Source organism: Polaribacter sp. Q13 (assembly GCF_016858305.2).
Classification (GTDB): Bacteria; Bacteroidota; Bacteroidia; order Flavobacteriales; family Flavobacteriaceae; genus Polaribacter.
The window spans coordinates 1,488,171-1,502,864 of the sequence record NZ_CP074436.1 but is presented as its reverse complement, the minus strand read 5'-3'; the positions used below and the strand labels follow the sequence as shown (position 1 = coordinate 1,502,864).

The window sequence follows — 14,694 nt, the reverse complement described above, 5'->3', positions numbered from 1 at the left end:
TTATAATATTTATTTTCTTACAACTATCATATTAACAGCATCATACTTATAATCCATTATCTTTTCTGTAATAATTAATGCAATTACTTGTTCTATTGCTTCTAAAGGCACTACAAACCATTCACGAGGTGTATGTCTTTTCCCTTTTTTATCAAATACATCAACCTCTAAACAAGAACTACCAAAAAAATTATGGATAAGTTTTTCAAATTTTTGAGCATTCATATTATAGCATTTCCAAGATGATTCTATTGAAACAGAAGCCATTAAATATGTTACTTCATTTTCAGCATTTTTAATCCTTTGTTCAACTGGTGTTGTTGAATAACCAATTTTATATAAATTCTCAATAGTTGTTATTTCTTCTTTTTTGCTTTCAGATTTTAAGACATAAATATAACCAGCTTCTTTATCCTTTTCTGTAATATCGCTAAATTTTTCTATAAACTCTTCTGAAATACTATCCATATTTTCAGTAACAACGCTTCCGTTAGCGTATAAGTTTTTTTCTACAGAACGTTTTAAAATATTAGATTCAGTACCATTTTCAAAAATGCACCTCGTTCTTCCATCTTCTCTAACCCTTGTTCCATCTTCTTTGTAATGTTCTTTTCGAGTATAATCAATACTTTCTAAAAAGAATAAAACACCATTATGCACATAATATCCTCCTACTCTTAAATTAGCTTCTTTAAAATCGACTAATTTACGTTTCCCTAAACTTAAATCTCTTTGCACTTCTTTTAATAAATGTTCATATTTATCAAAATATTTACACGCAACTCTTTTACCTATAGATTCTGCTTCTGCTCTTTTAAAATCTTTTGGTGTGTGTTTAAAATCAAATAAACCTTCGGCATCATCACTAAAAATATCTAAAGAATCATCATTAAAAATATCATCAATAGAGTTAATTTCTTTTTGTTTAGTAGGTAATAAGTCGTATTTATCTTGTGGTTCTAAAGCTAAACTTTTCTCTCTATTTTCCCTCAAGCCTTTTAAGGTTGAATACAATTGATACTCAGAAATATTCGTTATGTCTGGTTTTGGCTCTCTTTTGTTTTTATCAAAAAAATCATTTATTGCATCAAAAGAAGCCGCTAATCTTTCATCAGAAGTACGAACCGCAGTTCTTACAGGTTTTACAACCAATAAACCTAACGGATCGTCTCCAAATATTTCGTCTAAAATACTTTCCTTATCCATTGTTTTGTGCTGCTCTTTTTTGTTTTTCTGCTTTTAAATAAATAATACATTCTGCCATTCTTTTTTCTGAACCTATTACAGAATTTATATTTGGCTGACGATTATGCGTTTTTACAAACTCTTGTATTTTGGGCCATAATATTTTTGCCTCTTCAAAATCCATTTTTATACGAGTAGCCTCAATAGTGTCTTGTATTATTTTTAAAACTTTAGAGGATACAGATTTAGACAATACTTCAAATGCTTCTTGAAACGGATTTACACTATCTATTAAATCAATATTAAGATCATCTATATCTACAAATGAACCTGCCATTCTTATAAATCTTTTATCTGCTACTTCTTTAATCGTTCCGTTTTTAATGACTGAATCTGCCACCACATGCTGACGAACTTCTTCTACTTGATCATCAGTAAGGTCTGGATACTTCATCCTTATCACCTTTGGTATTAATGACTTATTTATTACCTTAGGGTCTAAAGATTCATCTGGCATTGCCTTTAGCATTTCCTTATCTTGAAATATATCTGCTTTTAAATCGGTTAAATCTGCTTCAATAATATCTTTTACACGTTGTGAAGAAGGTTCTTTTAAACCTCTAATTTTTATTTCTCCAGGTTTAGCCTTTGTATCATCATCTGCATGTTTGGTTTTAAATGTCCAATTTGGCGCTAAAACCTGCTCCATTAATAAAGAAGCTGTAATAGCCTTTAACATATTGTTTACAGAAAGCTTTACTTCATCATCTTGTGCATCTGGTTGTGCTATTAGATTGGTAAACTGTGCGTGTGTTTTATTATTACTATCTCTTGTTGCTCTACCAATAATTTGAATTACTTCTGTTAGAGAACCTCTATAACCTACAGTAAGCGCATGTTCGCAATATGGCCAATCAAAACCTTCTTTTGCCATTCCTAAAGCTATAATAATGTCTATATCATCTAAAGCATCACTTACACGTAAGTAGTTTTGTATTTTCTCTCTTTCTTTTGAAGTATCATCTACTAAATCTGCAATTTTTAATATTTTACCATCAGACTTTCTTTTTACAAAAATAACACCTGTTTCTGTATCTTGTTTTACAACATCGCCAATAGCATCAATTATAAAATTAACTTCGTTTTCTTTGTCTTTGGTAGATTCACCCGAGTTTACATTTGGTATGTGTAGTATTGTTTTTTTATCTGTGTCTAATACTTCCATAATAGCAGAAGTATATTTACCTTGATAAAAATGATACCCAATACCTAATGTTTTTAGATAATTATAACCATTTAATTGTTCGTAATAATTGTAAGTGACCTTGGTGAATTTAGCTTCATCTTCGGGCATTAAAATTGGTACAGAATCTCCTCTAAAGTAAGAACCAGTCATGGCAACAATGTGTGCCGTAGATTTATTGATGATGCTTTTTAAAATCTCACCTAACTTATTATCTGCGGAAACAGAAACATGATGAAATTCATCTATTGCCAATAAGGTATTATTAAACTTAGTTTCACCTAACCCTTCACAAGCAAAGCGCAATGTAGCGTGTGTACATATTAAAATCTGCTCGTCATTATTCATAAAATTATGAAAAGCAGTTACTTTACTTTTACTGCCATCGCTACCCGGAGTACATAAATTAAACTCGTCTTTTGGCGACCAATTTGAGAAAAAACCATAGGTTTTTAAATCTGTTGTAGCAAACGAGCTACCAATAGAACGCTCTGGCACAGCAACAATTACTTTTTTAATGCCTTGATTAATTAACTTATCTAAACCCAAAAACATTAAAGCTCTTGATTTACCTGATGCAGGTGGCGATTTTAGCAACATATACTGCGCATCTCGATACTCGAAAGCACGTTCTTGCATTTCTCGCATTCCGTATGCATTGGTACTTTTACTATTACCTGTTTGGTGGTATGTTACGTTTACTAAATTTGGCATTTTATTTTTTATTTTTCAATAATTTTTCTATTTCCTCTAATTCTAAGGCATCTTCTTTTTTAGCTTCATCCAGCTTTCTTTGTGTATCAAACTTTGTGTACATCTCTTTTACTATACCTTCCATTTGTTTATGAGAAACTGTACCTAAACCTTTTAAAACTTCTTTATCATTAAATTCTAATACACGGTCTACATTTTCTTTCCAAAAATTCATGGTAATATCCATTCTATTTTTGGCACGAAGTTCTGCGGTTTCTAAAAAGATAACCACCAATCTATTTAAAGAATCTAATTCATCTTCATTTAAATAGTTTTTAGCAATAAATATATCTTGTTTTCTTACTTGGTTTCCTTTCCAAGTAGTTAAAGCCATATTCAATTCTTTTGGGTTCGCACGTGCTACTATTAATTCTGCTGCTGTTTTATGAGTAACTGCAAAAAGTAATTTGTTTTGTGTTTGTGCAAAAAACATTTGTGTTGCTTTGTCTGTAGTATCATAATCACTACTTAACGCAAATAGGTCTTTTATTTTTTGATAAAATCTTTTTTCTGATGCACGTACGTTTCTGATACGTGCTAATAATTCATCAAAATAATCGGGTCTGCCATCTGGATTTACTAAACGCTCATCGTCCATAACAAATCCCTTAATTATATATTCTTTTAGATTTTGGTTTGCCCAAATTCTAAATTGTGTACCTCGTTTGCTTCTCACTCTAAAACCGATTGCTAAAATCATGTCTAAAGCATAAAAAGTAACGTTATATTCTTTGCCGTCTGAAGCAGTTGTTAAGTAATCCTTAATAACTGAATTAGGTGTTAATTCTTTTTCTTTCAGTATATTAGATATATGCATACTGATATTTGGTACAGAGGTGTCAAAAAGTGCTGCAAGCTGACTTTGGTTCATCCAAACATTGCCGTCTTTAGTGTATAAACGTACCGCAGCTTTACCATCTTGGGTATTGTAAATAATGATGTTTTGTTGGCTGTTTTCCATTAGGCATTTTTGGTTTTACGTGTTTTTTTCTCTTTGGCAAAAAGGGTTTCTTTCTCCTTCTCCTCTTGAATCATTTTTTCATAGAGCTTAAACAAGTATTCTAAACGTTCTTCATCACTCGTAAAAGGTGTGCTTCTATAACAACGCTCTACAGCCAAATCATTTAAACGATGCGCTTCTTTTAAGCCCGCTGGCATTTTATCTGGATCGTATAATTGTGCCAATGTTTTTTCTGAATGTTTAGAACGTTCATCTAAAATAGCCAACGTACATTGGGTGAGTTCTTCTTTGCGTTGTTTTGAAATAGCTGGAATAGGAAAAGTATGATAAGAGAAAAAAGATGAATATCTATAGTCCGATTTCAAACGACCAGCAGTTATTCTTACCCAAACCATGTGAAGTCGTGAATTTATTAAACTAAAAACAGATGCATCAGAATCATAAATAACTTGAGCAGAATCGGCAATAACAATATCATTATCAATAAACCCCATAGGAATATATGGTCTTCGAATGGAAGAAACTCGTGGAACTAAAATCTGAGAAATTAAAGGTTCATTTGTAAACTCAAATCTATGAGGCACATTTGCTTTATTTTTTGCATTGTTTCCTCCATTTAATCGACAAATTTTAACTTTATCAAGACGTTCCTTAATTAAAGGAATACTATTTGCTAGAGATAATTGTTCATCAGATATCCAAAGACACCACCGTTCCTTACCTCTGATATATTCACTTGACCCAATAAATTTCCTTATAAGGATTTTGCTTTCTGGTGATTCTGTTAACAAGGTTTTTACCTCATTTTCATCTAAAATTAAATTACCTCCATCAAGTGGCTTATTTCCAGAAGTCATTTTTGATATACTAGAAAGCGGCTTGGTTCTTTTATTTACTATAGTATTAGTACCATTCGCTAAATAAGCATTTATATTTTTCACTAAAGTTTTCACTCCATCTGTATAAATAAATTTAGGCTTATTATTTATTCGACGTAAACCTATAATTGAACAAATAACACCAGCATTACTTTTTGCACTATTTGACCATTTAAAATCTTTATGAACAAAAAATATTTCCAAGCCCAAATTAAAAATTAGAGGCCAAGTCATCTCTACCTGTGTACCTTGACATACTGAATTTGTAGAAACAAAAGCAAACTTTTCTTTATTATTCACATAAGCTGCTGCTTTAAAAAACCAACATGAAATATAGTCTTGTTTTTTATAGTTATTTGAGTCTTTAAACACAAACTTCATATCCGATTTTTGTTCTGCATTCTGCATACTCGAACCCAAATAAGGCGGATTTCCTAAAATATAAATTTCATCATTTTCATTTTTAGGACACACTATTTCCCAATCTAAACGAGTTGCATTTCCTTGTACAATATTTCCTGCTTGGGTTAATGGTAACGCAGGGTTTGTTCGTCCGAATTCTTTAAAAAAGGCAACATTCATTTGGTGTTCTACCAACCACAAAGCTAGAATGGCAATTTCGTGAGCAAAATCGTCTAACTCAATTCCGTAAAACTGAGATAAGGAAATTTCTGATAATGCCATAGTGCCTAATTCTTTAAAAACTTGCATTTCTAAAGTCCGTAGTTCTTTGTAAGCAATAATTAAAAAGTTACCAGACCCACAGGCAGGATCAAATATTTTTATGTTTTTTAATCGAAATAAAAGTTCGTTTAGTTTTTTAGAATTTCCTTTTGCATCGTCAAACGCTTCTTTTAAATCGTTTAAAAATAAAGGTTCTATCACCTTCATAATATTAGGTACAGACGTATAATGTTGCCCCAAACTACCACGTTGGTCTACAGAAATTACCGCCTGAAACATAGACCCAAAAATATCTGGATTTATGTTAGACCAATCTTGTCTTCCGCTTTCTATTAATACTTTTCGAGATTTATTAGAAAAGGTAGGTACCTTTATTTTAGTGCTAAATAAGCTACCATTTACATACGGAAACGCATTTAAAAATGTGGGTAAATTTTCTCTTTGATGATTGGGGATGTCTAGTACTTTAAAAAGATTTTCTAAGAAGCTATCTAAATCGCTACCATCTGTTTGCGTATGTGATTCTATAGAATTTGTAAACTGACTGTCTGTAAAAATATTGGTATCTTCTGCAAAAAAGCAAAACAATAAACGTGATAAGAATACATTTAACTCGTGTATAAATGCTGGCGAATTGTCTGGATTGTCTTTTTTAATTTCATCGAACAAGCGCGCCATTTTAACGGCTGCTTTAACATCTGCTAGGTTTTCTTCTTGGTGTTGTGCTTTTTCCATTCCTGCCCAAGGCAAAAAGAAATCGTAATTCTTTGGTAAGTCCTTTAAAGGTATATCTAAGCTTCCTCCTGTTTTGGTATCGATAGCTAAAAATGTTTTATTATCTGTAACAATTACAAACCTTTGTTGGTGTTTTATTTCTTTAACTATTTGAGTAATTGCTAAATGTAAATCCTCTTTTAATTCTTCTTTAAAAAACAACTTTTTCTTTAAAGATACTTCGCCATCTTTTTTAGATAAATTGGCTATTCCTTTTTTAAGTCTTGTAATTGTTGCTTTAGGTAAATTGTAAACTAATAATAAATCGTAAATAAATGTTTGCTTATTAAAATTCGCTATAAGCTTTTGAAGTTTCTTTTCTATTTGAGATGCGTTCATTTAATTTTTCATAATAATGAACTATAAAAATAGATATATATATTGACTTTACATTACGGATTACCACATTTACTTTTAGCACTGTTTTAAAGTATATTACAAGTTGTAATACATTAGTTATTTTTTCAGTAGGTTATTATATTTTTTATCTTATTTCTAGTCTAAAACACACAAACGCCTAACTATTAATACCTCATAAAAAAACAAATTTAATACTGTTTTTTATTTATTGTCTGTTGTTCTAATACATCTAGAATATCCTGTTTCTTAAAGAATTTTTTATTTCCCATTCTAATAGGATTTATTAAACCAATTCTAGACCACGCATCGATAGTAACCAAACTTACCCTTAATAAATCAGCGACTTCTTTCCTCTTTAATAATTGAACATTTCTTGACTTTGATAAATCTTTTAAATACACTTCTATTTTTAATAAAAGCTTATCTGCAATCTTATCTGATAATTCTTCAATAGTTACTTCTGTAATTTGAACTGTTTTTGTAATCATAATTTTATAGTTTTTAATATTTTTAAAAAAATAAGAAAAAACTATTAAGTAAAACATTTTGAAAACATTTAAAGCGGCAACTTCGGTTGTCGCTTTCTTTTTTGTATCATAATTATTCTTATATTTGAACATAAATTTATTATAAATCAGAGTACACGTTTCGGTACACGATTTAGTTAAAATAAGGTATAATAGCGTAAAAAATCGGGGATTTTGTAAAATTCATAACCCTGAGGTCACGGGTTCAAATCCCGTTCTCGCTACAAGTATAGTAAGGAAAGTCAAGATTTATATCTTGACTTTTTTTGTTTAGGTACAACATAGGTACAACAAATTGATTTTTTTTATTCTTTACCCCAAAACAATACATATCATCTTAAAAATTATTAATTGGTGTAATAAGAATTTGAATCAGTTTGTCTTTGTCTCAATTTTCTTCTAAAAAAAAATATACCTTATTTTAATACCTCTGTAAACATTTAATATAACAGCCTAGGTTCTCTCTTCTTTATTCCATTTTTTAGTTATTAGAAAATAATAGACGATACTCTTCAATATTTACAAGTAAACTTATTGAAATTTATAATATACTACCTATATTTATTTTTTTTTAGAAAAAAGCACAACAACTTTAATAATGGTTGTTTAATCGTAAAGAAATGTTGATTTTCTAGTGAAAACAAAAAATGATAAGTTTTTAATTTATGGATAACATAGAGACTATATATAAATTACATGTAGATGATTTATACTCATATGGAATACATCTTGGATTTGATGGTGGTTTAGTTATGGATGCCATTCATAATATTTTTCAAAAAATCCTGCTTAATAAAAAATTAAATTACACCACAAACACCAAAGCTTATTTACTAAAAAGTTTGAGAAATGAACTTTTTAATGAATACAGAAGATCAAATAAGTTTTTAGCCTACGAAAATGAGGCAGAGGACCTAAACTTTAGGTTAGATATAAATGTAGAAGATTTAATATTAGAGAAAGAATCTAAAAAATATTTAAAAAATAAAATTGAAAAGGTTCTAGAAAAACTAACATCTAGACAGCGAGAAATTATATATTTCAGATACACTCAAAATTATAGTTACAAGCAAATTTCAGAGATTCTTGGAATTACTATTCCTGCTTGCAGAAACCTCATATTAAAAGCATTAAAGGAATTACGAAAAAACGATGCAGGTAATTTTTATCTTTTTTTAAACTACACTTCCTCTAAATTACAAGATAATTAATATTATTTTTTTTCAAACCTTTTTTCAAGAACACTACCTTTAACATAATATTAACATTTAAGTAGGTGATGAAATAACATCACATCCGTGTAGTATATGTAGTCTTTACTTAAAAGAATAAAGACATAAATAAATTATTAAAATTAAATGACTGTAAAAGATTTTTTAGAAAATGAAAAATTTATACTCTTTATGCTTTTTAAAGATACTGAGTCTATAAAACATTGGGATTTACACTTGAGTAAACACCCAGAAGACAAAATTCATTTTCAAAATGCTGAACAAGCATTTAAAAAAATAAAACTGAATCCTTCGTATTTACAAAAGAGTGATAAAGAAGCATTGCATAAACGTATTTTTGAAGCTACTCAAAAAAGTAAAATAATCAAAATAAATAGAAAACGTAATTTTTACTCAGCAATAGCTGCATGTGCTTTAATCTTGATTTTAATAAAAGTTTACAACACAACACCCACAGATTTAGAAGTTCCTAAAATTCTTGTAGAAAAATCCTTAGCAAAAACAGAAATAGAGTTAATAGCCAGCGGAAAAACATTCACGCTTTCAAATAAAAAAACATTAACGGTAAGTAAAGAAGGAACAATTAATGCTGAGGGAAAGAGCTTAAAAGGAAGTGATTCTACTACCTATAATATTTTAAAAGTTCCTTTTGGAAAAAGAACTGAATTAGTTTTAGCTGATGGTTCTAAATTATGGGTTAACTCTGGTTCTACGGTGAAATTTCCTTCAAAATTCAATAAAAATAAAAGAGAGATTTATTTAGAGGGTGAAATTTATATTGAAGTAGCAAAGAATAAGCTAAAACCTTTTAATGTTAAAACATCAAACTTTGATGTAAATGTTTACGGAACTACTTTCGATGTTAAAGCATATAAAGATAATGAGGAACAAAGAGTTGTTTTAGTAGAAGGATCTGTTGGTGTTTCTACAATAGACAATATGAAAGCAAAAATGCTTCCTAGTGAATCATTAGATATAACAGCATCAAAACTAATTAAGACAAATGTAGATACAGAAATTTATACCTCTTGGAAAAATGGGTTTTTAATATTTGATGACAAACCATTAGAAGAAATTTTAATAGAATTATCTAGGTACTACAATGTAACTTTTTCAGACACAAAAAAAGAGCTAATCAATAAGAAATGTACAGGTAAAATCTATTTATCATCTAATTTAGAAGATGTATTAGAAACACTATCAACATTGTCTAACAGTTCTTTTAAAATACAGAATAACATTTAATAAATCATATTTAAGTTTAATAAGAAATATTTTAGAATGAAAAAAACTCTTTTAATCAAGCATAACAATATAGTATTAGTAAATAAAAAGCTGCTATACCTGCTACCTTTTCTAATATTTATAAACCTAGCTAGTTCATATGCCGCTACAGAAAATTTTCAAGTAGAAAAATTAACTTTAAATCTAAAAAACATTTCTATTAAAAAAATAATTAAGGAGATAGAAAGTAAATCAAGTTTTGTTTTCATTCAATCTGGTTTAAAAAAAGATGAATTAAATAAAAAAGTAAGTTTAAATGTTGTAGATAAAACGATTACAGACTTATGTGAATCTATACTAACGGATACTAATATAAAGTATAAAATTATTAATAAACAAGTTGTTTTATACCATGTAGAAAAAAAGGAAAATATGATTAGTAGATTTTTCCAAGAATTATTTAGTATTTCCGGAACTATTATAGATGAAACTGGAGCACCAATTAGCGGAGTTACTATTGTTTTGAAAAAAGATCCTAGTATATGGACCGTTACAGATTTTGATGGAAAATATAAACTGAGTGAAATACCAAACGGAAGTACTATTAAAGTCTTAAGTATGGGGTTTTTAGATCAAGAAATAGTTATTACTAGTTCTGGAGTAAAAAACTTAGTTTTAAAAGAAGATATAGAATCTCTTGATGAAGTTATTGTAACAAGTAATTATGGTACAGCTCAAAAGAAATCTAACTTAGTGTCTAGCGCTTATCAAATAAAAGCAGAAGATATTGTTAATTTACCGCAACAACGTGTAGATAAATTACTAGAAGGTGTAATTCCTGGATTAGAAGTAAACTCACAAAGTAATGATGCTACAAGTGCTAGACCGAGATACTCGACAACTATTCGTGGTGAAGCTTCATTATCGGCATCCAACGAGCCTTTATGGATTGTTGATGGTATTCCGATTAATACGGGGAACAAAACAAACCTAATTTTAGGCATACAAACAAGTGTTAGCCCATTATCTTTTTTAAACCCTGATGATATTGAGTCTATGACGGTTTTAAAAGATGCTTCGGCAACCACTATTTATGGAGCAGATGGAGCCAATGGCGTTATTTTAATTATTACAAAAAAAGGTAAAGCCAATAAAACGCAATTAAATTTGTCTTTAAAATCTGGAGTGTCATTTATTAATAACAATACTCGATTTAAAACGCTTAATGCTAATCAATATTCAACATTAGCAAAAGAAGCGTATTCAAATTTAGAAAATAGTGATATGGCTTATTTTCCTTTCACTGATAGTGATAATAATTATTATTCTACAACAGATACAGATTGGTATGATGAGTTTTTCCGTATGGGATCCACTTCTCAAATAAATTTATCGGCATCAGGTGGTAACGAAAAAGCTACGTACCGTATTTCTGGTTCTTATTTTGAAAATAAGATGGTTTTAAAAGGAAACTCCCAGCAAAGGATGTCTATAAATTCTAATAATAGTGTTAATATATCTGATAAATTAACATTGGATTTAAACTTAGTAGGGTCTTATAATACCAATACTATTTTTTCTCCTAGTAGTGATTATTATAGTTTTTCTCCATTAATATCACCTTATAACGACGATGGCTCGTTTAGACAATATTACAGAATTATTGAAGGAAGTAATCCTGATGGATCACCAAGGTTTGTAGAAAAACGTTTTTTTAATAGTATTGCAGAACGGGAACAAAATGATAATGGACAAAAAGCCTTTTCATTTAAAGGGGCTGTACAGTTGCATTATAGGATTAATAATGATTTCACTTTTAGTTCGCAGTTTGGATTAGACTATAATAATTATGTAGAAAAAATCTATTATTCCATGAAAAACTGGTCGGGTAATGATTTATCTGGTTCTGCAAATGGTTATGCAACTTCAGCAACAGCAAACTTTTTAAACTGGAATACCATTCATAGATTAAACTTTGATAAACAAATTGGATTGCATCACATATCTGGTGTTGCAGGTATAGAATTGGGAGCAAATAAATCTACTACCATTAGTGCTTGGGGATCTGGTTTTGCCAACGATCATATTCGGTTAGTAACTTATGCATCATTCTCAGATGGTTCCAGTAGTGAAAGCGAAACCACTAAAGCTTCTTTTTTAGGACAGATTGCTTATAATTATGATGGTCGTTATAATTTAACATTAAACGGAAGGAATGATGGGAACTCTAATTTTGGTAAAAACGTACAACGTGCTACTTTTTTATCGGCAGGAGCATCATGGAATATACATAAAGAAAGCTTTTTCAAGAGTGATTTAATAAATATTTTAAGCATTAAAGGAAGTTATGGAACAAATGGAAATTCTCGATTTGGAACTCAAGATCCAGAAGGCGTATATGCTATAAACGATAATTTTCAATATGGTGATGCTTTAGGGGCAGGAATATCAACAGGTGCTAATCCAGATTTAAGTTGGGAAACAACATATATGGCAAACCTAGGGGTAAGAATTGCATTATTTAATAAACGATTAGATATTTCTACTGAAGTATACAGAAATAAAACAACCAATCTTATTAGCAAATTAGATGCTTCCAGAACAACCGGAGTAACTACTATAGTTAGAAATGTTGGCGAAATTGAAAATAAGGGTATTGAAGTAACGATTGAATCGGATAATATTAAAACTAAAAACTTTAGTTGGAAAACACGATTATTAGCGTCTCACAACCGAAATAAGTTATTAGCATTATATAATGATTTACCAAAAAATTTAGGGAATCAAAGATTACAAGTCGGTAAAAGTACAAATACATTTTTTTTAGTGAGATGGGCAGGCGTTGACCCTAGAGACGGTTACCCAATGTGGTATGATGCCGAAGGAAATATTACAAAAGAGTATAGTGTTGATAATCGTGTAGCAGAGAAATCATCAAACCCAGATGTTTTTGGAAGTATGACCAATATGTTTTCATTTAAAAATAGATTCAATTTAAGTATAACCACAGGATATACTATTGGAGGTTATAGTTTTAGCACTTTCGCAAGAGATGTTAATTCCGATGGTTTAAATATTATTGATGAAAACCAGTCGGTTAATCAATTAGATCGTTGGCAAGCCGAAGGGGATTTAGCTTTGGCACCAAAACCAATTTGGGGTGTTAGCACGGGTTCGGTAAGAAATTCTACAAGATTTTTATACAATAAAACAAGTGTAAAAATTCAAAATATATCATTTAGCTATTTACTTGATGATAAAATCACCAATTCGTTAGGCTTACAATCCGTTGGTTTCTCCTTATTAGGAAATAACTTACTGGTATGGACACCTTATGATAAACCGAATAGAAATTCATATAAAAATAATATTGGAGGATATCCTTTAGAAACAGAAATTTCTTTAGGCTTAAACGTAACATTTTAAATAGAAAAAACATGAAATATATAAAAACATGCCTTGTAATATTCAGTTTTGTTTTACTTAATAACTGCGATAATTTTTTAGAAGTAGACCAAATAGGAAAATCTGCAATTCCAGTTTTCTTTTCGGATATGGATGGTTTTCGTGCCGCTCTTCCCGGAGCTTATAGTACAGTTTATGAGTATTATGGGGAAGAATTTGTGTTGTATCCAGATGTAGCCGCCGATATGTTGCAAGTGAACACAGTAGGAGATAATTCTATGATATCTCAATATAATTATAATTCAAACCCTCAGGAAGAAATTACTGCTGTTGGTGGTATTTGGACAGGTGCATTGGAGGCTTTAGTAAATGTTAACAATATTCTTGAATACGCACAGGGAGTACTTGTTGAGTATCCTGAAAGTGAAGATGAAATGGCTATTATTAAAGCACAGGCTTTGTTTTTAAGAGCTTTAATTCATTTCGATTTAGTTCGTATTTATGCACAGCCCTTCAACTTTACTGCCGATGCCAGTCATATAGGAATTCCTGTACTATTAAAAACACCGAGTTCGGATGATAATGTTGCAAGAAATACAGTTGCCGAAGTTTATGCGCAAGTAATAAAAGACTTAAAAGAAGCGGAAGCTCTTTTTGGAACCGATACGAGTATCGAGTCTAGTTATTTCGCATCAAAAAAAGCAGTACATGGCTTATTGGCTCGGGTTTATTTGTATATGGAAAACTGGACGGAGGCCGTTAACTATTCCACTTTAGCTATTAATAGTACACCCTTATCAGAAGGTGACGATTATTTAGATCTATTTCTAGCTGTTCAAGATAAAGATGAGTCGCTTTTCAAATTAAACGGAAAATTAAAAACACCGGAATTAATTGATTTTTACAATCTAGATAGTCCGTTAGGCTATGCCGGAAATAAATTGATGACTCTTTTAAAAGAAAACCCAGAAGATCTTCGATTACAATTATTAGACGATAGCACTTTAGGAACTTTGAAATACATAAAAAAGGATATTTCAATTGCCGATAGGTATTATAATATTATTGTTTTAAGAACTTCCGAAATGTATTTGATAAGAGCCGAGGCTAATAATAATTTAAACAATATGGAAGCTGCAATTGCAGATATTAAAACACTGCAAGCAAGAAACTACCAAAAAGATATAAGTGAAATTTCAATTTTAGAAAACACAAAAGAAACTGTATCTACTTTAATTGATAATGAGCGTGCTAAAGAATTAAGTTTTGAAGGGCATCGATTATACGATTTAACCCGAACAAAGCAAGATATGGTTCGTGATGTTACGACAACATCTAGCGTGAAAGAAGTACTGTATCCGAGCTCTTTATTTGTTTTACCTATTCCGCAGAAAGAAATGGACGTGAATACCGGTATGATACAAAACGAAGATTATTAATCAATTTAGGATAACACTTTTATTTAAAA

9 protein-coding genes are annotated in these 14,694 nt (G+C 30.1%); 4 read left to right on the top strand and 5 right to left on the bottom strand.

The window, feature by feature from the left end:
* Window positions 1-9: 9 nt before the first annotated feature.
* From JOP69_RS06240 to JOP69_RS06220, 5 genes are all read right to left on the bottom strand, one after another.
* Window positions 10-1,206: a GIY-YIG nuclease family protein gene (locus JOP69_RS06240; RefSeq protein WP_203395095.1), complete on the bottom strand. Its 1,197-nt coding sequence runs from the start codon at window positions 1,204-1,206 to the stop codon at window positions 10-12.
* Window positions 1,199-3,142, bottom strand: a complete 1,944-nt coding sequence (locus JOP69_RS06235) for a DEAD/DEAH box helicase (RefSeq protein ID WP_203395096.1) — start codon at window positions 3,140-3,142, stop codon at window positions 1,199-1,201. The genes JOP69_RS06240 and JOP69_RS06235 overlap by 8 nt, the downstream gene beginning before the upstream one ends.
* Before the next feature lies 1 nt (window position 3,143).
* Complete coding sequence (locus JOP69_RS06230; RefSeq protein WP_203395097.1) at window positions 3,144-4,142, bottom strand: virulence RhuM family protein; 999 nt, start codon at window positions 4,140-4,142, stop codon at window positions 3,144-3,146.
* Window positions 4,142-6,817, bottom strand: a complete 2,676-nt coding sequence (locus JOP69_RS06225) for a DNA methyltransferase (protein WP_203395098.1) — start codon at window positions 6,815-6,817, stop codon at window positions 4,142-4,144. Before JOP69_RS06225 ends, JOP69_RS06230 begins: the two co-directional genes overlap by 1 nt.
* Before the next feature lie 209 nt (window positions 6,818-7,026).
* The gene (locus JOP69_RS06220) at window positions 7,027-7,326 is read right to left on the bottom strand and encodes a helix-turn-helix domain-containing protein (protein ID WP_203395099.1); all 300 of its coding nucleotides are present in this window, start codon (window positions 7,324-7,326) and stop codon (window positions 7,027-7,029) included.
* Window positions 7,327-8,030: 704 nt separating this feature from the next.
* Here JOP69_RS06220 and JOP69_RS06215 point away from each other — a divergent pair.
* The 4 genes from JOP69_RS06215 to JOP69_RS06200 all read left to right on the top strand — a co-directional run bounded on the left by JOP69_RS06215 (window position 8,031) and on the right by JOP69_RS06200 (window position 14,665).
* Window positions 8,031-8,576: an RNA polymerase sigma factor gene (locus JOP69_RS06215; protein ID WP_203395100.1), complete on the top strand. Its 546-nt coding sequence runs from the start codon at window positions 8,031-8,033 to the stop codon at window positions 8,574-8,576.
* Between the two features lie 147 nt (window positions 8,577-8,723).
* A complete protein-coding gene (locus JOP69_RS06210) occupies window positions 8,724-9,842 on the top strand; it encodes a FecR family protein (RefSeq protein ID WP_203395101.1) in 1,119 nt (372 codons plus the stop codon).
* Between the two features lie 36 nt (window positions 9,843-9,878).
* The gene (locus JOP69_RS06205; protein WP_203395102.1) at window positions 9,879-13,247 is read left to right on the top strand and encodes a SusC/RagA family TonB-linked outer membrane protein; all 3,369 of its coding nucleotides are present in this window, start codon (window positions 9,879-9,881) and stop codon (window positions 13,245-13,247) included.
* 11 nt (window positions 13,248-13,258) lie between these two features.
* Window positions 13,259-14,665, top strand: coding sequence for a RagB/SusD family nutrient uptake outer membrane protein (locus tag JOP69_RS06200; RefSeq protein WP_203395103.1), 1,407 nt, complete (start codon window positions 13,259-13,261; stop codon window positions 14,663-14,665).
* Window positions 14,666-14,694 lie beyond the last annotated feature (29 nt).

What these genes read in the sequence shown, in the direction of transcription:
- JOP69_RS06240 (WP_203395095.1), bottom strand. Translation starts at nt 1,206, where the DNA reads ATGGATAAGGAAAGTATTTTAGACGAAATATTTGGAGACGATCCGTTA.
- JOP69_RS06235 (WP_203395096.1), bottom strand. Translation starts at nt 3,142, where the DNA reads ATGCCAAATTTAGTAAACGTAACATACCACCAAACAGGTAATAGTAAA.
- JOP69_RS06230 (WP_203395097.1), bottom strand. Translation starts at nt 4,142, where the DNA reads ATGGAAAACAGCCAACAAAACATCATTATTTACAATACCCAAGATGGT.
- JOP69_RS06225 (WP_203395098.1), bottom strand. Translation starts at nt 6,817, where the DNA reads ATGAACGCATCTCAAATAGAAAAGAAACTTCAAAAGCTTATAGCGAAT.
- JOP69_RS06220 (WP_203395099.1), bottom strand. Translation starts at nt 7,326, where the DNA reads ATGATTACAAAAACAGTTCAAATTACAGAAGTAACTATTGAAGAATTA.
- JOP69_RS06215 (WP_203395100.1), top strand. Translation starts at nt 8,031, where the DNA reads ATGGATAACATAGAGACTATATATAAATTACATGTAGATGATTTATAC.
- JOP69_RS06210 (WP_203395101.1), top strand. Translation starts at nt 8,724, where the DNA reads ATGACTGTAAAAGATTTTTTAGAAAATGAAAAATTTATACTCTTTATG.
- JOP69_RS06205 (WP_203395102.1), top strand. Translation starts at nt 9,879, where the DNA reads ATGAAAAAAACTCTTTTAATCAAGCATAACAATATAGTATTAGTAAAT.
- JOP69_RS06200 (WP_203395103.1), top strand. Translation starts at nt 13,259, where the DNA reads ATGAAATATATAAAAACATGCCTTGTAATATTCAGTTTTGTTTTACTT.